Raw genomic sequence first — 22,143 nt, forward strand, 5'->3', positions numbered from 1 at the left:
AGTGGTTAACGCGATTAACCCGGCAAAAGGAGCAAGAATCCGGGTTTAGTGATTCAGGCTGTGAGGCAACTCACAGGGAGTAATGCAAATATCAGGTTATTCGATTAATCTGTACGGAACAGAGGAGGAACCATGACAACAATTACGCTTGCCCTGGTTGCCGAGCGGGCGGGAGTGTCTACGGCAACGGTGTCGATGGTGCTGCGCAACCGCGGGCGGATTTCGCAGGCGACCCGGGAGAGAGTGCTGAAAGCGCTGGATGAGTCCGGCTACGTCTATAACCAGACTGCGGCGAATCTGCGTAATCGCAGCAGTAACCAGGTGGGCCTGCTGCTGCATGACATCACCAACCCGTTTTACGGTGAAATGACCGCAGGTCTGAGCCATGAAATGGAGCGTCACGAGATGCTGCTGTTTCTGGCGAACAGCGAAGAGTCGGAGGAGCGGCAGCAGAAATTTGTCGATTCGCTGATGCGCAACAGCGCCTGCGGGATGGTGCTCTGTGCCGCGCGCGGTACGCCGCAGGCCTTTTTCGATGGCCTGAAGCGCCGCAATATTCCGGCCATTATGGTGGTGCGCCCGCTCGACGATCCGGATTTTGATTTTGTGGGCACGGATAACTTCCTTGGCACGCAAATGGCGACGACGCATTTACTGAAGCTCGGGCACAAAAACATCGCTTTTATCGGCGGCAGTCAGAATTCCGGCACAAGGTCGCAGCGTATTGGCGGTTTTACCAGCAAGCTGCTGGAAAGCGGTGTTTCGCCAAGGCCGGAGTGGATTGTCACTTCTCAGGCGAGCCAGAGCGACGGTGCGCGGGTTGCGGAAGCGCTTTTAAGCCATTATCCGGAAATTACCGCCGCCGTATGCTATCAGGATATTGTCGCGCTGGGCGTTATGCAGGCTTTACGCAAATCGGGGCGCGAACCAGGGCGTGATTTTGCGCTGGTGGGTTTTGACGATATTACCGAGGCTGCGCTGGTGCAACCGGCTCTGACTACGGTATCGGTGGCGGCAAAAGAGATTGGCCGCAAGGCGGGGGAGCTGTTGTTCAGCCGCATTCAGGGCAACGACGAACCGCCGAAGCGGGTGATCCTGCCGCCGACGCTGGTCGTGCGGGGCTCCTGCGGTTTTCGCTAAGCGCCATGCTTTTTACTGATATTCATCGTGGTTTCACGTTAAATTCTAATTATCGACGCTTTTGGGTGGCAGGGTGTTCAGGCGCTGGTTACTCTGAAAACGATTTACATTGTATTAACGAAGAGAATAGATATGCATGATGGACACATCCGCGTCGCCATTGCCGGCGCGGGCGGCCGTATGGGACGGCAACTGATTCAGGCCGCCGCGCAGCTGGAAGGCGTAAAGCTCGGGGCGGCGTTAGAACGTGAAGGCTCTTCTCTGCTGGGCGCAGATGCCGGTGAACTGGCGGGAATGGGTGTAACAGGCGTGAAGGTGCAATGCAGCCTGGACGCGGTGAAGGATGATTTCGACGTCTTTATCGATTTTACCCGCCCGGAAGGGACCCTGCATCATCTGGCGTTTTGTCGCGAACACGGCAAAGGCATGGTGATTGGCACCACCGGTTTTGACGAAGCGGGTAAACAGGCGATTCGTGACGCTTCAGAAAGCATTGCGATTGTGTTCGCGGCTAACTTTAGCGTCGGCGTTAACGTCATGCTCAAGCTGCTGGAAAAGGCAGCGAAGGTGATGGGCGACTACACCGATATCGAAATTATTGAAGCGCACCACCGTCATAAAGTCGATGCCCCCTCCGGCACTGCGCTGGCGATGGGCGAGGCGATTGCCCATGCGCTCGATAAAGATCTGAAAGAGTGTGCCGTATACAGTCGTGAAGGCCACACAGGAGAACGCGTGCCGGGCACAATTGGTTTTGCTACCGTACGTGCAGGCGATATCGTCGGTGAACATACCGCGATGTTCGCTGATATCGGTGAAAGAATAGAAATCACGCATAAAGCATCAAGTCGCATGACCTTTGCCAATGGGGCAGTAAGATCGGCCTTGTGGCTTAAAGAAAAACGTAATGGCCTTTTTGATATGCGTGATGTGCTAGATTTGAACAGATTGTAAAGGTTTTACCCCATCGTGATGTGGTTGTGGCAATCGTAATTGGTTGATTGCAGAGGGCAATAATTTATTGCCCTTTTATTTTATCTGTTTGGATCGTTTTTCATTTCTAAGAGGGTAAAATATAAAGTGATCATCTCATTATGTGTTGAGTAAATGTAAATTTTGACCATCTGGTCCACTTTTTTACTTCCCTCTCCTCATTTTTACACTTATCCTGGCGCGCAAGCGTTTCCTGAAAGGTTGTTAGATGATCTTTTTGCCTGTCTTACAGCGACGTATTCACCAGTGGCGTGAAATAACATAAAAAATACCCGTCTTTACGTTGACTTTCTCCTCGTTAATCTCCAGAATGCCGCCGTTTGCACGAAATTCGCGGGCAGCAGATTTGCATTGATTCATCGTATTGAGTGAATTAATATGCAGATAAACTGAGTGAATATTCTCTGGAGGATGTTTTGATTAAGTCAGCGCTTTTGGTTCTGGAAGACGGAACCCAGTTTCACGGTCGGGCCATAGGGGCAACGGGTTCGGCGGTTGGGGAAGTCGTTTTCAATACTTCAATGACCGGTTATCAAGAAATCCTCACTGATCCTTCCTATTCCCGCCAAATCGTCACTCTCACTTATCCCCATATCGGTAATGTCGGCACCAACGCCGCTGATGAAGAATCTTCCCAGGTACATGCTCAGGGCCTCATCATTCGCGACCTGCCGCTGATTGCCAGCAACTACCGCAGTACTGAAGACCTCTCGACTTACCTGAAGCGTCACAATATCGTGGCGATTGCCGATATCGATACCCGCAAGCTGACCCGTTTACTGCGCGAAAAAGGCGCCCAGAACGGCTGCATTATCGCGGGCGATAACCTGGATGCTCAGCTGGCGCTGGAGAAGGCTAAAGCCTTCCCTGGCCTGAACGGCATGGATCTGGCAAAAGAAGTCACCACCGCGGAATCCTACAGCTGGACTCAGGGCAGCTGGACGCTCGCGGGTGAACTACCGGAAGCGAAGAAAGAAGAAGAGCTACCGTTCCACGTAGTGGCCTATGACTACGGCGCAAAGCGCAACATCCTGCGCATGCTGGTAGACCGCGGCTGCCGGCTGACCGTTGTTCCGGCGAAAACCCCGGCCGAAGACGTGCTGGCGATGAACCCGGACGGCATCTTCCTTTCCAACGGCCCGGGCGACCCGGCACCGTGCGACTACGCGATTACCGCGATTGAGAAATTCCTCGAAACCGATATTCCGGTATTTGGTATCTGCCTCGGCCATCAGCTGCTGGCGCTGGCGAGCGGAGCCAAAACCATCAAGATGAAGTTCGGCCACCACGGCGGCAACCATCCGGTGAAAGACATCGACAACAACACGGTGATGATCACCGCGCAGAACCACGGTTTTGCGGTTGACGAAGCATCAATGCCTGCCACGCTGCGCGTGACGCATAAGTCGCTGTTCGACGGCACTCTTCAGGGCATCCACCGTACCGACAAACCGGCGTTCAGTTTCCAGGGGCACCCTGAAGCGAGCCCTGGCCCGCACGATGCCGCGCCGCTGTTCGACCACTTTATCGAACTTATCGAGCAATACCGTAAGACCGCTAAATAATCAGGAGCCGAGAAGACCATGCCAAAACGTACAGATATAAAAAGCATCCTGATCCTCGGCGCTGGCCCGATTGTTATCGGCCAGGCCTGTGAGTTCGACTACTCCGGTGCCCAGGCGTGTAAAGCGCTGCGTGAAGAGGGCTACCGCGTCATTCTGGTGAACTCCAACCCGGCAACCATCATGACCGACCCGGAAATGGCCGATGCGACCTACATCGAGCCGATTCACTGGGAAGTGGTGCGCAAAATCATCGAAAAAGAGCGTCCGGACGCGGTCCTGCCGACCATGGGCGGCCAGACTGCGCTGAACTGCGCGCTGGAGCTGGAGCGTCAGGGCGTGCTGGAAGAGTTCGGTGTGACAATGATTGGCGCTACCGCCGACGCGATTGATAAAGCGGAAGACCGCCGTCGCTTCGACGTGGCGATGAAGAAAATCGGCCTGGATACCGCCCGTTCCGGTATCGCGCATACGATGGAAGAAGCGCTGGCCGTTGCTGCCGACGTAGGCTATCCATGCATCATCCGTCCGTCCTTCACCATGGGCGGCACCGGCGGCGGCATCGCCTACAACCGCGAAGAGTTCGAAGAGATCTGCGCCCGTGGCCTGGATCTTTCTCCAACCAACGAACTGCTGATTGATGAATCGCTGATCGGCTGGAAAGAGTACGAGATGGAAGTGGTGCGTGATAAAAACGACAACTGCATCATCGTCTGCTCCATCGAAAACTTCGACGCCATGGGCATCCACACCGGCGACTCCATTACCGTTGCCCCTGCCCAGACGCTGACCGACAAAGAATATCAAATCATGCGTAACGCCTCGATGGCGGTGCTGCGTGAAATCGGCGTGGAAACCGGCGGCTCCAACGTCCAGTTCTCCGTGAACCCGAAAAACGGTCGCCTGATTGTTATCGAAATGAACCCGCGCGTGTCTCGTTCTTCCGCGCTGGCTTCGAAAGCGACCGGCTTCCCGATTGCCAAAGTGGCGGCGAAACTGGCGGTAGGTTACACCCTCGACGAATTGATGAACGACATCACCGGCGGGCGTACACCGGCGTCCTTCGAGCCGTCCATCGACTACGTTGTGACCAAAATCCCTCGCTTCAACTTCGAGAAGTTTGTGGGCGCGAACGACCGCCTGACGACGCAGATGAAATCCGTCGGTGAAGTGATGGCGATTGGCCGTACCCAGCAGGAGTCCTTACAGAAAGCGCTGCGCGGTCTGGAAGTGGGAGCAACAGGCTTCGACCCGAAAGTGAGCCTGGACGATCCTGAAGCGCTGACCAAAATCCGTCGCGAGCTGAAAGACGCCGGTGCCGAGCGTATCTGGTACATCGCCGATGCGTTCCGTGCGGGCCTGTCCGTAGACGGCGTCTTTAACCTGACCAACGTTGACCGCTGGTTCCTGGTACAGATTGAAGAGCTGGTGCGTCTGGAAGAGAAAGTGGCAGAAGTCGGCATCACCGGCCTCGACGCTGATTTCCTGCGCGCCCTGAAGCGTAAAGGCTTTGCCGACGCGCGTCTGGCAAAACTGGCCGGCGTACGCGAGTCCGAAGTGCGCAAGCTGCGCGACCAGTACAATCTGCACCCGGTTTACAAGCGCGTGGATACCTGTGCGGCAGAATTCTCTACCGATACCGCGTACATGTACTCCACGTACGAAGAAGAGTGCGAAGCGAACCCGTCTACCGACCGTGACAAAATCATGGTCCTCGGCGGCGGCCCGAACCGTATCGGTCAGGGTATTGAGTTTGACTACTGCTGCGTACATGCGTCGCTGGCGCTGCGTGAAGATGGTTATGAGACCATCATGGTCAACTGTAACCCGGAAACCGTCTCCACCGACTACGACACCTCTGACCGCCTGTACTTCGAGCCAGTGACCTTTGAAGACGTGCTGGAAATCGTGCGCATCGAGAAGCCAAAGGGCGTTATCGTGCAGTACGGCGGCCAGACTCCGCTGAAGCTGGCGCGCGCGCTGGAAGCGGCGGGCGTACCGATTATCGGCACCAGCCCGGACGCTATCGACCGTGCAGAAGACCGCGAGCGCTTCCAGCAGGCGGTTGACCGCCTGAAGCTGAAGCAGCCTGCGAACGCCACCGTCACCACCATCGACATGGCGGTCGAGAAGGCGAAAGACATCGGCTATCCGCTGGTGGTGCGTCCTTCCTACGTACTCGGCGGCCGCGCGATGGAAATCGTTTATGACGAAGCCGACCTGCGCCGCTACTTCCAGACCGCGGTCAGCGTGTCTAACGATGCGCCAGTACTGCTGGACCGCTTCCTGGACGATGCGGTGGAAGTGGACGTTGACGCCATCTGCGATGGCGAAAGCGTGCTGATTGGCGGCATCATGGAGCATATCGAACAGGCGGGCGTTCACTCCGGTGACTCCGCGTGTTCTCTGCCAGCCTACACCCTGAGCAAAGAGATTCAGGACGTGATGCGCGAGCAGGTGCAGAAGCTGGCCTTCGAGCTGCAGGTTCGCGGCCTGATGAACGTGCAGTTCGCGGTGAAAGACAACGAAGTCTACCTGATTGAAGTGAACCCGCGTGCAGCGCGTACCGTGCCGTTCGTCTCCAAAGCCACCGGCCTGCCTCTGGCGAAAGTGGCGGCGCGCGTGATGGTCGGCCAGTCGCTGAAGCAGCAGGGCCACACTGAAGAAATCATCCCGCCGTACTACTCGGTGAAAGAAGTTGTGCTGCCGTTCAACAAGTTCCCGGGCGTCGACCCGCTGTTAGGACCAGAAATGCGCTCTACCGGGGAAGTGATGGGCGTTGGTCGTACCTTCGCGGAAGCCTTTGCCAAAGCGCAGCTCGGCAGCAACTCCACCATGAAGAAGCAGGGCCGTGCGCTGCTCTCCGTGCGTGAAGGTGACAAAGAGCGCGTGGTGGACCTGGCGGCGAAGCTGCTCAAGCAGGGCTTCGAGCTGGATGCTACCCACGGCACCGCCGTGGTGCTGGGTGAAGCAGGCATTAACCCACGCCTGGTGAACAAGGTGCATGAAGGCCGTCCGCACATTCAGGACCGTATCAAGAATGGCGAGTACACCTACATCATCAACACCACCGCAGGCCGCCAGGCGATTGAAGATTCCAAGCTGATTCGCCGCAGTGCGCTGCAGTATAAAGTGCATTACGACACCACCCTGAACGGCGGCTTCGCGACGGCCATGGCGCTGAACGCGGACGCCACCGAGAAGGTGATTTCGGTGCAGGAAATGCACGCGCAGATTAACAAGTAATCTCGCAGCAGGCCGGGTCAGGCGTCGCCGCCACCCGGCTATATTGCCCGGCGGCGTTCTGTTTGCCGGGCATGACAAAATGCCGCCACTCCCGCACTTCATCTTAAGAAACTTCTGGTTTTCCATCTGTGTTCAGTCAGTTAGCCTAAAATGGTTAGCGAGAGAATCAATAATACACAGCACGGGAGAGCACCATGCGTAATAACCTTCTGATTACTTCACTGTTTGCCGCTGCCACTTTACTTACCGTCGCGGGCTGTTCCTCCAACCAGGCGGTGAAAACCACCGACGGTAAAACGATTGTTACCGATGGCAAGCCTGAGGTAGATAAAGACACCGGTCTGGTTTCCTATAAGAACGCCGAAACCGGTAAAACCGAACAGATTAACCGCGATCAGGTGCAATCGATGGGTGAATTAGATAACTGATTCAGTTTTCTTGACCGGTAACGGCACGAATCTTCACTGTTAGCCTGGGGCTCAACTGTCTACACTTTGCTGATAACACAAAGTAAGACAAAACAGGCTAACAGATGATTTTGATTATTTATGCACATCCTTATCCGCAGCACTCGCATGCGAATAAGCGGATGCTTGAGCAGGCAAGGGAAGTAGACGGCGTAGAAATCCGTTCTCTTTATCACCTCTATCCCGATTTTAACATCGACGTTGCCGCTGAGCAGGAGGCACTTTCCCGCGCCGACCTGGTTATCTGGCAGCACCCAATGCAGTGGTACAGCGTGCCGCCGCTCCTCAAACTCTGGATCGATAAAGTCCTTTCTCACGGCTGGGCCTACGGGCACGGCGGCACGGCGCTGCAGGGTAAAAGCCTGATGTGGGCGGTGACCACCGGCGGAGGGGAAAATCACTTTGCCGTTGGCAGCTTTCCGGGTTTTGACATTCTTGCCCAGCCTTTGCAGGCCACTGCGATCTATTGCGGTCTGAACTGGCTCCCCCCGTTCGCCATGCACTGCACCTTTATCTGCGATGATGAAACCCTCGCTGCGCAGGCGCGTCACTATAAACAACGGCTGATGGAATGGCAGGAGGTGCATCATGGATAGTCATACGCTCATTCAGGCGCTGATTTATCTCGGCTCGGCGGCATTAATCGTGCCCATTGCGGTGCGCCTGGGGCTGGGATCGGTACTCGGTTATCTGATCGCTGGCTGCATTATCGGGCCGTGGGGCTTACGTCTGGTCACGGATGCCGAGTCTATTTTGCACTTCGCCGAAATTGGCGTGGTGCTGATGCTGTTCGTCATTGGTCTCGAGCTCGATCCACAGCGCTTGTGGAAGCTTCGCGCGTCGGTGTTTGGCGGTGGAGCATTACAGATGGTCGCCTGCGGCGCGCTTATTGGCGTGTTTTGCATGCTGCTTGGCCTCGACTGGAAAGTTGCGGAGCTTATCGGTATGACGCTGGCGCTTTCCTCAACGGCGATTGCCATGCAGGCTATGAATGAGCGTAATCTGACGGTTTCTCAGCTCGGGCGCAGCGCTTTTGCGGTACTGCTGTTCCAGGATATTGCGGCGATTCCGCTGGTAGCGATGATCCCACTGCTGGCGACAAGCGGGGCCTCAACAACGCTTGCTGCCTTTGGCCTTTCAGCGCTCAAAGTGGCGGGTGCGCTGGTGCTGGTTATTCTGCTTGGGCGCTATGTCACCCGTCCGGTGCTGCGTTTTGTCGCCCGTTCCGGCCTGCGCGAGGTCTTCAGCGCAGTGGCGCTGTTTCTGGTCTTCGGCTTTGGTCTGCTGCTGGAAGAAGTCGGTTTATCCATGGCGATGGGCGCATTCCTGGCGGGCGTGCTGCTGGCAAGCTCCGAATATCGTCATGCGCTGGAAAGCGATATCGAGCCGTTCAAAGGTCTGCTGCTGGGGCTGTTCTTTATCGGCGTAGGGATGTCAATCGACTTCGGGACGCTGGTTACGCATCCGCTGCGGATTCTGATTCTGCTGGCGGGCTTCCTTATTATCAAAGCCGTGATGCTGTGGCTCATTGCCCGACCTCTGGGCGTGCCAAAAGCGCAGCGGCGCTGGTTTGCCGTGCTGTTAGGGCAGGGAAGTGAGTTTGCGTTTGTGGTCTTTGGCGCAGCGCAGATGGCCAACGTGCTGGATCCCGAATGGGCTAAGGCGCTGACGCTTGCCGTCGCGCTGTCAATGGCATCAACGCCGATCCTGCTGGTGGTGCTGTCCCGCCTTGAACAATCCGCCAGTGGTCAGGAGCGTGAAGCCGATGAGATCGATGAGGAGCAGCCGCGCGTCATCATTGCAGGCTTTGGTCGTTTTGGGCAGATAGCCGGGAGAATGCTGCTTTCCAGCGGCGTTAAAATGGTCATCCTCGATCACGATCCGGATCATGTCGATACGCTGCGTAAATTCGATATGAAGGTGTTTTACGGTGATGCCACGCGGGTCGATATGCTGGAGTCAGCCGGTGCTGCGCGAGCAGAAGTGCTGATCAACGCAATTGACGATCCCAAATCGAACCTCGAGCTGACGACGCTTGCGAAAGAGCACTTCCCGCATCTGCGGATTATCGCCCGCGCCCGCGATATCGATCACTATATTCAGCTGAGGCAGGCGGGCATTGAGGCACCGGAGCGTGAAACGTTCGAAGGTGCACTCAAGTCAGGCCGCATGGCGCTGGAAGCGCTGGGGCTCGGTGCCTATGAAGCGCGTGAGCGTGCGGATGTTTTCCGTCGTTTTAACGTGCGCATGGTTGAAGAGATGGTGGATATGGCGGAAGAGGATGATGCGTCGTTCGCGGCGGCGTTCAAACGCACCAGCGCGATGCTGACCGATATCATCAACGAAGACCGTAGCAATATGGCGATTATCCAGCGCCACGGCTGGCAGGGAACAGAAGAAGGTAAACATACCGGCAACCCGGCAGACGAGCCGGAGACGAAACCTTCGGTTTAACGGGCACTTAGAAAGAAGGGGAAAATATTTCCTCTTCTTTACTCAGCCGCCAGTCGACGAAAGATTATGCTTTCCGTATAGTGGCGGCAATTTTTGCATCCGGGAAATTTTCAATGATCAGTCTGATTGCGGCGTTAGCGGTGGATCGCGTTATCGGCATGGAAAACGCCATGCCCTGGGACATTCCTGCCGATCTCGCCTGGTTCAAGCGTACAACGTTAAACAAACCCGTGGTGATGGGGCGTCTGACCTGGGAATCCATTGGTCGCCCGCTGCCAGGCCGTAAAAACATCGTGATCAGCAGTCAGGCAGGTACGGACGATCGCGTGACGTGGGTCAAATCGGTGGATGAAGCCATCGCGGCCTGCGGCGATGCCGAAGAGATCATGGTGATCGGCGGTGGTCGCGTGTACGAACAGTTCCTGCCGAAAGCGCAGCGACTGTATCTGACGCACATTGATGCGGAAGTGGAAGGGGATACTCACTTCCCGGATTACGATCCGGACGACTGGGAATCCACGTTCAGCGAGTTTCACGATGCAGACGAGCAGAATTCACATAGCTACTGCTTTGAGATTTTAGACAGGCGTTAAGGTGTCTTCCCCGGTGGTGCGATGCTTACCGGGGCTACTTTTTTGTAGGCCTGATTTGTAGGCCAGGTAAGGCATCAGCCGCCACCTGGCAATCAGCGCCATCAGGCAAGTCGATTAAGAAGCAACAGCCTCGTCTTCACCTAAATCCAGATGGCGATTAGACGGCTGCACAAAATATTGCTTATCTTCCCAACGCAGGCACGTCAGTTCTCCACCCCAGCAGCAGCCCGTATCCAGCGCGTAAACCCCTTCCGGCGTACCCTTACCTTCAAGCGATGCCCAGTGGCCGAAAATCACGCTGTACTCGTCTGTGACCGGACCCGGAATGGCGAACCACGGCTTCAGCGGTGCAGGCGCGTTTTCCGGCGACTCTTTGGTGTACATGTCGAGCTGACCGTTCGGGAAGCAGTAGCGCATGCGCGTGAAAGCGTTGGTGATGAAGCGCAGACGCGCCAGGCCGGAGAGTTCTGGCGACCAGTGGTTGGGTAAATCACCGTACATGGCATCGAGGAAGAAAGGATAAGAGTCACTGCACAGCACCGCTTCAACATCGCGGGCGCACAGCTCTGCGGTTTCCAGATCCCACTGGGGCGTGATCCCGGCATGGGCCATTACCAGCTTTTTCTCTTTATCTACCTGCAGCAGCGGCTGGCGGCGCAGCCAGTTCAGCAGCTCGTCGGCATCCGGTGCTTCCAGCAGCGGGGTTAATCTGTCTTTCGGCTTATTACGGCTTATCCCGGCGAATACTGCCAGCAGATGCAGGTCATGATTGCCGAGTACCAGGCGCACGCTCTCGCCGAGCGACTTCACATAACGCAGAACGTCAAGCGATGCCGGGCCGCGTGCAACGAGATCGCCCGTCAGCCAGAGTTCGTCCTGACCGGGCTGAAAGTTCACCTGCTTTAATAACGCGATCAGTTCATCGTAGCAGCCGTGAACGTCGCCAATAAGGTATGTGCTCATTGTATCAATGGATGAGGGCTGGCACGGCCAGACGGAAAACGGGAATATCGATGCTGAAAGGGTTGCCCTCTGCGTCGATCATTTCATAGTGACCCTGCATGGTGCCGAGTGGCGTTTCCAGCACGGCACCGCTGGTGTACTGATATTCGTTGCCAGGCGCGATGTGCGGTTGCACGCCCACGACGCCTTCTCCCTGCACTTCGGTTTCCCGGCCGTGGCCATTGGTAATCAACCAGTAGCGGCCAAGCAGCTGCACCGATCCTCGCCCCAGGTTGCGGATCGTGACCGTATAGGCAAACACATAGCGCTCATCTTCCGGTGAGGACTGCGCCTCAATGTAAACGCTCTGGACCTGGACACAAACGCGGGGCGAATTGATCATGGTTTAGCTCTCCTTTGGGGGCGCATTGTCTGACAGCCAGTTCGCCATGCGGCAGTACTGGGCGACAGAGATGTTTTCTGCACGCATCGCCGGGTCAACGCCAAGCTCGGTCAGTACCTCTACGGAGAAGATATTGCCGAGGCTGTTACGAATGGTTTTACGACGCTGGTTGAATGCTTCGGTGGTGATTCGGCTTAACACCCGAACCTCTTTCACCGGATGCGGCAGCATGGCGTGTGGCACCAGACGCACCACGGCAGAATCCACTTTAGGCGGTGGCGTAAAAGCGGTTGGCGGTACTTCCAGCACGGGTATGATGTTGCAGTAGTACTGTGCCATCACGCTTAATCGACCATACGCCTTACTGTTTGGCCCTGCAACCAGACGGTTAACCACCTCTTTTTGCAGCATGAAGTGCATGTCGGCGATGGCATCAGTATAGCTAAACAGGTGGAACATCAGCGGGGTAGAAATGTTGTACGGCAGGTTGCCGAATACGCGCAGCGGCTGACCCATCTCCTTCGACAGATCGCCGAAGTTCATGGTCATCGCATCCTGCTGAAAAATAGTGAGCTTTGGCCCGAGGAACGGGTGCGTTTGCAGACGAGCAGCCAGATCGCGGTCAAGCTCGATAACGGTCAGTTTGTCCAGGCGCTCGCCAACCGGTTCGGTCAGCGCAGCAAGGCCGGGGCCGATTTCAACCATCGCCTGACCCTTCTGTGGGTTGATGGCCGAAACAATGCTGTCGATCACAAACTGATCGTTGAGGAAGTTTTGCCCGAAGCGTTTACGGGCTAAGTGGCCCTGATGGACTCGATTATTCATTGAGAGTTAACAATCATTTTGATGGCGAGATTAAGCGCCGTAATAAAACTGCCGACGTTCGCTTTCCCCTGGCCCGCCAGTTCAAGCGCGGTGCCGTGGTCAACGGACGTACGGATAAAAGGTAAACCGAGCGTAATATTCACTGCGCGGCCGAAACCCTGGTATTTTAGCACGGGCAGGCCCTGATCGTGGTACATCGCAAGCACCGCGTCTGCATGGTCGAGATATTTAGGCTGGAAAAGGGTGTCAGCAGGCAGCGGCCCGCTCAGATTCATGCCTCTGGCGCGCATTTCATCGAGCACCGGAATAATCGTGTCGATCTCTTCCATGCCCATGTGGCCGCCTTCACCCGCGTGAGGGTTCAGCCCGCAGACCAGAATGTGTGGCGTTTTAATGCCAAACTTGGTTTGCAGATCGTCGTGGAGAATGGCGATTACCTCACGCAACAGATCGGCCGTGATGGCCTCGCTGATGGCTTTCAGCGGCAGGTGAGTGGTCGCCAGCGCAACGCGAAGCTCCTCGGTCGCCAGCATCATCACCACTTTTTGCGTGCCTGAACGCTCTTCAAAGAATTCGGTATGCCCGATAAACGGGATCCCGGCATCGTTGATAATACTTTTCTGCACAGGGCCAGTGATGAGCGCCGCAAACTCGCCGTTCGTCGCACCGTCGCAGGCGCGAGCCAGCGTTTCCACGACGTAAGCACCGTTTTTCACATTCAGCGTACCGGGCGTCACGGAGGCATGGAGCGGGACGGAAAGCAGGGTGAGCGTACCGGCTTTTTGCGGCACTGGTGCGCAGTGGGCACGATAGGGCAGGAGCGTTAAAGGCAAACCGAGCATTGCTGCCCGGTCTGTCAAAAGCGTTTCATCGGCACACACCACCAGCTCAACGGGCCAGTCAAGCTGGGCCAGCTGTACCACGAGGTCGGGGCCAATCCCGGCGGGTTCGCCGGGAGTGATAACCACACGTTGGTGTTGCGTCATTAGTTGCTCAGAATTTTAACGTAAGCGCTGGCGCGTTGTTCCTGCATCCAGGTGGCCGCTTCTTCGGCAAACTTACGGTTCATCAGCATGCGGTAAGCGCGATCTTTCTGCGCTGCGTCGGTACGGTCCACGTTGCGGGTATCCAGTAGCTGAATGAGATGCCAGCCGAAGGAGGAGTGAACCGGGGCGCTCATTTCGCCTTTGCTGAGTTTCATCAGCGCATCACGGAAGGCCGGATCGTACATGTCTGGCGTGCCCCAGCCTAAGTCACCGCCCTGGTTGGCAGAACCCGGATCCTGTGAGAGCTCTTTCGCGGCTTTATCAAAGGTGGTTTTGCCGCTCTTGATGTCTGCAGCAACCTGCTCAAGCTTCGCACGAGCCTGATCGTCCGTCATGATAGGTGACGGCTTCAGCAGGATGTGGCGAGAGTGCACTTCGGTCACGGAAATGCTCTGGCTCTGGCCGCGCAGATCGTTCACCTTGATGATGTGGAAGCCGACGCCGGAGCGGATTGGGCCAATCACGTCTCCTTTCTTCGCGGTGCTTAACGCCTGAGCGAAGATCGATGGCAGTTCCTGAATGCGACCCCAGCCCATCTGGCCGCCTTTCAGCGCCTGCTGGTCTGCGGAATAAGTGATGGCGAGCTTGCCGAAGTCAGCGCCGCCTTTGGCCTGTTCAACAATAGAACGTGCCTGGCTTTCTGCTTCGTTCACCTGATCGGACGTTGGATTTTCCGGCAGCGGGATCAGGATATGGCTCAGGTTCAGTTCAGTGCTGGCGTCGTTCTGGTTGCCAATCTGGGAAGCCAGAGCGTCCACTTCCTGCGGCAGAACGGTGATACGACGGCGAACTTCATTGTTACGCACCTCAGAGATAATCATCTCTTTACGGATCTGGGCGCGGTAGGTGTTGTAGTTCATACCGTCATAGGCCAGACGGCTGCGCATCTGATCCATGGTCATGTTGTTCTGTTTTGCGATGTTGGCAATCGCCTGGTCGAGCTGGTCGTCAGAGATTTTGACGCCCATTTTTTGCCCCATCTGCAGGACAATCTGATCCATGATCAGACGTTCCAGGATCTGGTGACGGAGCGTAGCATCGTCCGGCAGCTGCTGTCCGGCCTGACCGGCACCGCCTTTCACAGACTGCATCATATTGTCGACGTCGCTTTCCAGTACGACGCCGTTATTTACGACGGCTGCTACCTTATCGACAACCTGTGGGGCAGCGAAACTGGTATTCGCAACCATGGCGATACCGAGAAGCAGCGTTTTCCAGTTCTTCATACTCTTTCCATTTCAATTAACCGCAAAGGCGGATTACGTTTCTAAATTGTGGCGTTACAAAGAGCTTTGATACGGCATGATTGGCGTACGCAACATCTGCTGAGTGCCCAGGCCATAGTTCGAACTCAGGCCGCGCAGTTCAATATTGAAGCCAATGACGTTGTCGTATTTCCCTTGCACGTTCTGGTTATCCCAACCGTTGAGCTTGCGCTCATAGCCGAGGCGGATGGCGTAGCAGCAGGAGTTATACTGCACGGCCAACATCTGATCCGCTGGCTTGTTGACGTTGGTGTCGTAGTAATACGCACCCACCACTGACCATCTGTCGACGATTGGCCAGCTTGCCGTCGTCCCAATCTGAGAAATCCCGTCTTTATACTGAGCCGCAGTGGAGTAACTCGACGGCAATGTCGCCTTAATATACTCCGGGCTTGCATAGCGGTAGTTCAGCTGAACCAGACGGTTTTCATCACGGCGGTATTCAATCGTACCGTTACCGGTAGCGACGTTATCCAGACGAGTATCGTACTGAATACCGCCGCGCAGGCCCCACCGATCGGTCATGCGCCAGTAGGTATCACCTGCCCATACCAGCGAGCCTTTTTGATCGCTTGAAGACCAGTCATCGCTTTCATCACCCGTACGGGACGGCGTGAAGTAGTAGATTTGACCCACGGATGCGTTAAAACGTTCAACGGCATTTTGATCATAAACGCGGGTTGTCACGCCAGTCGTTACCTGGTTTGCTGAGGCAATACGATCGAGGCCGCTGTAAGAGCGGTCGCGGAACAGACCGCTGTAGTCCGACTGCAGCAGCGTGGAGTCGTACTGCATAATGTTGCTTTGATCTTTGTACGGTACATAGAGGTACTGGGCTCGTGGTTCCAGGGTCTGGATATAGCCCTGAGACCAGTCCATATCGCGTTCAAAGACCATCTTGCCGTCAACTTTGAACTGCGGCAGCACGCGGTTGACGTTCTCTTTCAGGTCTGTCCGATATCGGGTGTTATACCAGTCGACATCGTCCTGCTGATAGTGCGTGGCCAGAAGCTTGGCCTCGGTATCGATGCTTCCCCAGTCGTTAGACAGCGGCAGGTCGATGGTGGGCTCGAGGTGGACACGCGTGGCTTCCGGCATGTTGTCGTTGGTGTTTTTAAAATGCACCGCCTGGCCATAAATACGGGTGTCAAATGGACCGACATCGTTCTGATAGAAGTTAACGTCCAGCTGCGGTTGCGCCGCATAGGAGTTGCTGTTCTGCGTATCGAAGACCTGGAACTGCTTGCTCGAAACCGTGGCGTTAAAGTTCTCTACGGCGTAACCCACGCTGAATTTCTGCGTCGCATAGCCATCGGTGCTGGAGCCGTATTTGGAGTCGAAGTCATTGAAGTAATGCGGATCGCTGACTTTGGTGTAATCGGCATTGAATCGCCAGACCTGGTCCATTACACCCGAGTGTTTCCAGTAGAAGAGCCAGCGACGGCTGTTATCTTCAGAGGGATAGTCGTCTTCGTAGACCTTGTCTTTATTCAGATAATCAAACTCAAACAGGCCTGCGCCCGCCTGGGTCAGATAACGGAATTCGTTTTCCCACATGACGCCGCCGCGTTTGTCCATATAGTGCGGAGTAATCGTGGCATCGAAGTTTGGCGCAATGTTCCAGTAGTACGGCAGATAGAACTCAAAGCCGTTGTTGCTGCTGTACCTGGCATTCGGGATCAGGAAGCCTGAACGACGCTTGTCACCGACCGGCAGCTGCAGGTAAGGGCTGTAGAACACCGGCACCGGGCCAATTTTAAAGCGGGCGTTCCAGATTTCAGCAACCTGCTCTTCGCGGTCATGGATAACTTCGCTACCCACTACGCTCCAGGTATTTGAACCCGGCAGGCAAGAGGTGAAAGTGCCGTTATCCAGAATGGTATAGCGATTTTCGCCACGCTGTTTCATCACGTCGGCGGTACCGCGGCCCTGACGCCCTACCATCTGGTAGTCGCCCTGCCAGACGTTAGTGTCTTTGGTATTCAGGTTTGACCAGGCTTTAGGACCTTTCAGGATCACCTGGTTGTCGTCATAGTGTACATTACCCAGAGCATCGACAGTTCGCACAGGATCGGCCTGACCCGGTGCCTGTTTCTGATGCAGCTGCACCTCATCCGCCTGCAGTCGGCTGTTTGCCTGATTAATATCGACATTGCCGGTAAATACGGCATCATCAGGGTAATTCCCTTTGGCGTGATCGGCGTTGATGGTGACAGGCAGGCTATTAGTATCCCCCTGAACCAGCGGACGGTTATAGCTTGGTACCCCTAGCATACACTGTGATGCGAGGTCGGCGGCGGCGCTCTGCTGACTGTACAGGGCGCTGGCGATCAGGGTAGCCAGAAGGGTGGGAATACGTTTTTTCATACGTTGTATTTGTTGTTCCGTCATCTGTGGCTTCGCGGCTTGCAAACGGTCAGAGACTAACGTACTCATCGTTAACGCGCCAGTGTTAATCCTGCCGCTTCGAGCCAGTGGCGTTAGGCACTGTGTAGAATGGCGAGTATGATAAAGCAAATTATAGGTTATGTCCTGCACTGACCATCAGGTGAGTGCTGTGAAAATCGCCTTTTATCAAGGCGCAAGCCATTACCTGCGACATGATGATAATGACTATCCGGGGAGTCTATGCAGTATTGGGGTAAAGTGATTGGTGTGGCCGTGGCGCTCATGATGGGCGGTGGATTCTGGGGCGCGGTGCTTGGCCTGCTGATTGGCCACATGTTTGACAAGGCGCGAAGCCGAAGACTCAACTTTTTTGCGGGTCAGCAGGAGCGTCAGTCGCTGTTTTTTGCCACCACCTTTGAGGTGATGGGACACCTGACTAAATCCAAAGGGCGCGTGACCGAGGCGGACATTCAGGTCGCCAGCGTTTTAATGGACAGAATGAATCTGCATGGTGCTTCCCGCACTGCAGCGCAGCAGGCGTTTCGCGTCGGTAAAGCAGATAACTACCCGCTGCGCGAGAAAATGCGCCAGTTCCGCGGCGTCTGCTTTGGCCGCTTTGATTTGATTCGGATGTTTCTGGAAATTCAGATTCAGGCCGCGTTTGCCGATGGCTCTCTGCACCCGAACGAGCGCGAAGTGCTGTTCGTTATTGCCGACGAGCTGGGCATCTCCCGCGCGCAGTTCGATCAGTTTTTACGCATGATGCAGGGCGGTGCGCAGTTTGGTGGCGGCTATCAGCAGCAGTCACGTTCAGGCGGTGGCTGGCAACAGTCACAGCGAGGCCCGACCCTGGAAGATGCCTGCAACGTACTGGGCGTAAAGCCCACTGACGATGCCACAACCATCAAACGTGCGTACCGCAAGCTGATGAGCGAACATCACCCGGATAAGCTGGTTGCGAAAGGCTTGCCGCCAGAAATGATGGAAATGGCGAAGCAGAAAGCGCAGGAGATCCAGCGTGCGTACGAGCTGGTGAAAGATCAGAAAGGTTTTAAATAAAGTGCTATGAATTGCCGGATGCGGCTGGCGCCTTATCCGGCCCTCGGGGAAGCGTTTTCGTAGGCCCGGTAAGGCATCAGCCGCCACCGGGCAAAAAATCAGAAATCCGCCGGTGCCTTAAACGTCATGCTGTTGCCAAACTGCGGGTGAGTAATGGTTAACATCTCCGCGTGAAGCAGCAGGCGCGGCGCCATCGCCAGGGCTTCCGGCGAGGCATAGAAACGGTCGCCCAGAATCGGATGCCCCAGCGCCTGCATGTGCACGCGCAACTGATGGGAGCGCCCGGTGACAGGCTTCAGCTGTACGCGAGCCGTATTGTCATCGGCGTATTCCAGCACTGCATATTCCGTTTGCGCGGACTTTCCCGTTTCGAAACACACTTTTTGCTTCGGGCGATTCGGCCAGTCGCAAATCAGCGGAAGATCGACTAAACCTTCCGCCTTCTCCGGATGACCCCAGACGCGTGCCAGATACTGCTTTTTCGGTTCACGCTCGCGGAACTGGCGCTTCAGCTCCCGCTCCGCCGCTTTGGTGAGAGCCACCACAATCACGCCGCTGGTCGCCATGTCGAGACGATGCACGGATTCGGCCTGCGGAAAATCACGCTGTACGCGCGTCATCACGCTGTCTTTGTGCTCGGCAAGGCGGCCCGGCACGGACAACAGGCCGCTCGGCTTGTTGACCACCATAATGTGCTCATCCTGATACAGCACCACCAGCCAGGGATCCTGCGGCGGATTGTAGGACTCCAGAACCATAACCTTTTCCTTATTGATGCGTCACGACGATCAGTCGCAGCGCATCCAGACGCCATCCGGCCTGCGCCAGGGCTTCCATCACCTGCTGACGGTTGCTTTCAATGGCTTCCAGTTCGTCATCGCGAATGTTCGGGTTGACCGCCTTCAGCGCCTCAAGACGCGACAGCTCCGCCGTCAGTTTCTCGTCTGCTTCCTGGCGTGCGGCAGCGATCAGGGCTTTCGCCGCTTTTTCGACCTGCGCTTCGCCCTGTTGCAGAATGGCGTGCACGTCCTGCTGGACCGCGTTCACCAGCTTGCTGCCGGTATGACGATTCACCGCGCTCAGCTGGCGGTTGAAGGTTTCAAACTCCACCTGCGCCGCGAGATTGTTGCCGTTCTTATCGACCAGCATACGCACCGGCGTTGGCGGCAGGAAGCGGTTGAGCTGAAGCTGTTTCGGTGCCTGGGCTTCCACAACGTAGATCAGTTCCAGCAGCAGCGTACCGACCGGCAACGCTTTGTTTTTCAGCAGGGAAATCGTGCTGCTGCCGGTGTCACCGGAGAGGATCAGATCCAGACCGTTGCGGATCAGCGGATGTTCCCAGGTCAGGAACTGTGCATCTTCACGGGACAGCGCCACGTCACGTTCAAAGGTGACGGTACAGCCATCTTCCGGCAGGCCCGGGAAGTCCGGCACCAGCATATGATCCGACGGCGTCAGCACGATCAGGTTTTCGCCGCGATCGTCCTGATTAATGCCGATGATATCGAACAGGTTCATCGAGAAGCTGATAAGCCCGGTGTCGTCGTCCTGCTCTTCAATGCTCTCGGCAAGCCGCTGCGCTTTTTCACCGCCGTTGGAGTTGATCTCCAGCAGGCGATCGCGGCCCTGTTCGAGCTGTGCCTTGAGCGCATCGTGCTGCTCGCGGCAGGTTTTGATCAGATCGTCGAAGCCGTCAGTGTTTTCCGGCGCGGCCAGATACTCAATCAGCTGGGTGTAAACGCTGTCGTAAATGGTACGGCCCGTCGGGCAGGTGTGCTCGAAGGCGTCCAGACCCTCATGGAACCAGCGTACCAGCACGGACTGGGCGGTTTTTTCCAGATACGGCACGTGAACCTGGATGTCGTGCGCCTGGCCTATACGGTCCAGACGACCAATTCGCTGCTCGAGCAGGTCCGGGTTGAACGGCAGATCGAACATCACCAGATTACTGGCGAACTGGAAGTTACGGCCTTCGGAACCGATTTCAGAACAGAGCAGCACCTGTGCGCCGGTATCTTCTTCGGCAAACCAGGCTGCGGCGCGATCGCGTTCCACAATCGACATGCCTTCATGGAACACGGCGGCACGGATGCCTTCGCGCTCGCGCAGTACCTGCTCCAGCTGAAGCGCCGTGGCGGCTTTGGCGCAGATCACCAGCACCTTCTGGGAACGGTGTGCGGTCAGGTAGCCCATCAGCCACTCAACGCGCGGATCGAAGTTCCACCAGGTGCCGGTATCGCCTTCAAATTCCTGATAAATCTGCTCCGGGTACAGCATGTCACGGGCGCGTTCTTCCGAGGATTTACGCGCCCCCATAATGCCGGAGACTTTAATCGCCGTCTGGTACTGAGTCGGCAGCGGCAGCTTGATGGTATGCAGCTCGCGTTTCGGGAAGCCTTTTACGCCATGACGGGTGTTACGGAACAGCACGCGGCTGGTGCCGTGGCGGTCCATCAGCATCGCAATAAGCTCCTGACGCGCGTTTTCGGCATCGTCGCTGGTGCTGTTGGCCGCCTGCAATAACGGCTCAATGTCCTGCTCGCCAATGAGCTCGCTCAGGGCGTTCATCTGCTCATTATTCAGTTTTTCACCGCTGAGCAGCAGAGAAACGGCATCCGCGACCGGGCGATAGTTCTGTTGTTCCTCCACGAACTGCTCAAAATCGTGGAAGCGGTTTGGATCGAGCAGACGCAGGCGGGCAAAGTGGCTTTCGAGGCCCAGCTGTTCCGGCGTTGCGGTCAGCAGCAGTACGCCCGGCACGCGCTCGGCCAGCTGTTCAATGGCCTGGTATTCACGGCTTGGTGCATCTTCACTCCATACCAGGTGGTGCGCTTCGTCGACCACCATGATGTCCCACTCGGCATCGCACAGATGCTCCAGGCGCTGCTTGCTGCGGCGCACGAAGTCCAGCGAGCAAATCACCAGCTGTTCGGTTTCAAACGGGTTGTCGGCGTCGTGCTGCGCTTCGGCATAGCGCTCATCGTCAAACAGCGCAAAGCGCAGGTTGAAGCGGCGCAGCATTTCCACCAGCCACTGGTGCTGCAGGGTTTCCGGAACGATAACCAGCACGCGCTCGGCGGCGCCAGAGAGCAGCTGCTGATGCAGGATCATCCCGGCTTCGATGGTTTTACCGAGGCCGACTTCATCGGCCAGCAGTACGCGCGGCGCATGACGACGGCCCACGTCGTGAGCGATATGCAGCTGGTGTGGGATCAGGCTGGTGCGCTGGCCGCGCAGGCCGCTCCACGGCATGCGGTACTCTTCGCTCTGGTATTTGCGGGCGCGGTAGCGCAGGGCAAAGCGATCCATGCGGTCAATTTGACCGGCAAACAGGCGGTCCTGCGGCTTGCTGAAAATCAGCTTGCTGTCGAGGAAGATCTCACGCAGCACCACGCCTTCTTCTTCGGTGTCCAGACGCAGGCCGGTATAGGCCAGCAGGCCATTCTCTTCATTTACTTCGTCAACGCGCAGCTGCCAGCCGTCATGGCTGGTGATGGTATCGCCCGGATTGAACATCACGCGAGTGATAGGGGAGTCATTGCGGGCATACAGTCGGTTTTCGCCCGTTGCCGGGTAGAGAAGAGTCACCATGCGCGCATCCAGCGCGACGACTGTCCCTAATCCCAGTTCGCTTTCTGTATCGCTGATCCAGCGTTGACCAAGTGTAAAAGGCATATATTCTGAGCTCTATTCTTCAATTGCAGGCAATAATCGTCCTCCGCGGAGAAAACCACGGAGAGGCAAAATTGGGGTCCAGGAA

17 protein-coding genes are annotated in these 22,143 nt (G+C 56.3%); 9 read left to right on the forward strand and 8 right to left on the reverse strand.

Translation table 11 applies throughout. The features are described from left to right. Window positions 1–132: 132 nt before the first annotated feature. From RTU33_RS06370 to folA, 8 genes are all read left to right on the forward strand, one after another. Window positions 133–1,140 (forward strand): LacI family DNA-binding transcriptional regulator, encoded by a 1,008-nt coding sequence (locus RTU33_RS06370; RefSeq protein ID WP_312626076.1) that lies wholly within the window; start codon window positions 133–135, stop codon window positions 1,138–1,140. A 132-nt stretch (window positions 1,141–1,272) separates the two neighbouring features. Beyond that, on the forward strand, window positions 1,273–2,094 hold the full coding sequence (dapB, locus tag RTU33_RS06375) for a 4-hydroxy-tetrahydrodipicolinate reductase (RefSeq protein ID WP_312626078.1): 822 nt from the start codon (window positions 1,273–1,275) through the stop codon (window positions 2,092–2,094). A 455-nt stretch (window positions 2,095–2,549) separates the two neighbouring features. After that, window positions 2,550–3,698 (forward strand): glutamine-hydrolyzing carbamoyl-phosphate synthase small subunit, encoded by a 1,149-nt coding sequence (gene carA, locus RTU33_RS06380; protein WP_312626080.1) that lies wholly within the window; start codon window positions 2,550–2,552, stop codon window positions 3,696–3,698. 18 nt (window positions 3,699–3,716) lie between these two features. After that, window positions 3,717–6,941, forward strand: coding sequence for a carbamoyl-phosphate synthase large subunit (gene carB, locus RTU33_RS06385; RefSeq protein ID WP_312626081.1), 3,225 nt, complete (start codon window positions 3,717–3,719; stop codon window positions 6,939–6,941). A gap of 194 nt (window positions 6,942–7,135) precedes the next feature. Further along, window positions 7,136–7,369 (forward strand): YgdI/YgdR family lipoprotein, encoded by a 234-nt coding sequence (locus RTU33_RS06390; protein WP_312626082.1) that lies wholly within the window; start codon window positions 7,136–7,138, stop codon window positions 7,367–7,369. Between the two features lie 104 nt (window positions 7,370–7,473). Continuing rightward, window positions 7,474–8,004, forward strand: coding sequence for a glutathione-regulated potassium-efflux system oxidoreductase KefF (gene kefF / locus RTU33_RS06395; RefSeq protein WP_312626083.1), 531 nt, complete (start codon window positions 7,474–7,476; stop codon window positions 8,002–8,004). Then, window positions 7,997–9,862 (forward strand): glutathione-regulated potassium-efflux system protein KefC, encoded by a 1,866-nt coding sequence (gene kefC / locus RTU33_RS06400; protein ID WP_312626085.1) that lies wholly within the window; start codon window positions 7,997–7,999, stop codon window positions 9,860–9,862. The genes kefF and kefC overlap by 8 nt, the downstream gene beginning before the upstream one ends. 113 nt (window positions 9,863–9,975) lie before the next feature. After that, on the forward strand, window positions 9,976–10,455 hold the full coding sequence (folA, locus tag RTU33_RS06405; protein WP_312626087.1) for a type 3 dihydrofolate reductase: 480 nt from the start codon (window positions 9,976–9,978) through the stop codon (window positions 10,453–10,455). A gap of 114 nt (window positions 10,456–10,569) precedes the next feature. Here folA and apaH read toward each other — a convergent pair whose 3' ends face one another. From apaH to lptD, 6 genes are read right to left on the reverse strand one after another with little or no spacing between them, the layout of a single operon-like run. Continuing rightward, window positions 10,570–11,418 carry a bis(5'-nucleosyl)-tetraphosphatase (symmetrical) ApaH gene (gene apaH / locus RTU33_RS06410; RefSeq protein WP_312626089.1) on the reverse strand — a complete coding sequence of 283 codons (849 nt, stop codon included), beginning with the start codon at window positions 11,416–11,418 and terminating at the stop codon, window positions 10,570–10,572. A gap of 4 nt (window positions 11,419–11,422) precedes the next feature. Further along, on the reverse strand, window positions 11,423–11,800 hold the full coding sequence (apaG, locus tag RTU33_RS06415) for a Co2+/Mg2+ efflux protein ApaG (RefSeq protein ID WP_312626090.1): 378 nt from the start codon (window positions 11,798–11,800) through the stop codon (window positions 11,423–11,425). A gap of 3 nt (window positions 11,801–11,803) precedes the next feature. After that, window positions 11,804–12,625, reverse strand: coding sequence for a 16S rRNA (adenine(1518)-N(6)/adenine(1519)-N(6))-dimethyltransferase RsmA (rsmA, locus tag RTU33_RS06420; protein WP_312626091.1), 822 nt, complete (start codon window positions 12,623–12,625; stop codon window positions 11,804–11,806). Continuing rightward, window positions 12,622–13,611 (reverse strand): 4-hydroxythreonine-4-phosphate dehydrogenase PdxA, encoded by a 990-nt coding sequence (pdxA, locus tag RTU33_RS06425; protein ID WP_312626093.1) that lies wholly within the window; start codon window positions 13,609–13,611, stop codon window positions 12,622–12,624. Before pdxA ends, rsmA begins: the two co-directional genes overlap by 4 nt. Further along, on the reverse strand, window positions 13,611–14,897 hold the full coding sequence (surA, locus tag RTU33_RS06430; protein WP_312626095.1) for a peptidylprolyl isomerase SurA: 1,287 nt from the start codon (window positions 14,895–14,897) through the stop codon (window positions 13,611–13,613). Before surA ends, pdxA begins: the two co-directional genes overlap by 1 nt. A gap of 54 nt (window positions 14,898–14,951) precedes the next feature. Further along, window positions 14,952–17,303, reverse strand: a complete 2,352-nt coding sequence (gene lptD, locus RTU33_RS06435; protein WP_312626272.1) for an LPS assembly protein LptD — start codon at window positions 17,301–17,303, stop codon at window positions 14,952–14,954. A 261-nt stretch (window positions 17,304–17,564) separates the two neighbouring features. On the opposite strand from lptD, the gene djlA reads away from it, so the two are divergent. After that, window positions 17,565–18,383, forward strand: coding sequence for a co-chaperone DjlA (gene djlA / locus RTU33_RS06440; RefSeq protein WP_312626097.1), 819 nt, complete (start codon window positions 17,565–17,567; stop codon window positions 18,381–18,383). A 98-nt stretch (window positions 18,384–18,481) separates the two neighbouring features. Here the strand turns inward: djlA and rluA are convergent, their stop codons facing one another. Continuing rightward, window positions 18,482–19,141, reverse strand: coding sequence for a bifunctional tRNA pseudouridine(32) synthase/23S rRNA pseudouridine(746) synthase RluA (gene rluA / locus RTU33_RS06445; protein WP_312626099.1), 660 nt, complete (start codon window positions 19,139–19,141; stop codon window positions 18,482–18,484). Between the two features lie 10 nt (window positions 19,142–19,151). After that, on the reverse strand, window positions 19,152–22,058 hold the full coding sequence (gene rapA, locus RTU33_RS06450; RefSeq protein WP_312626101.1) for an RNA polymerase-associated protein RapA: 2,907 nt from the start codon (window positions 22,056–22,058) through the stop codon (window positions 19,152–19,154). Window positions 22,059–22,143: the final 85 nt, after the last annotated feature.

The organism is Scandinavium sp. (genome assembly GCF_032012665.1).
Taxonomy (GTDB): domain Bacteria; phylum Pseudomonadota; class Gammaproteobacteria; order Enterobacterales; family Enterobacteriaceae; genus Scandinavium.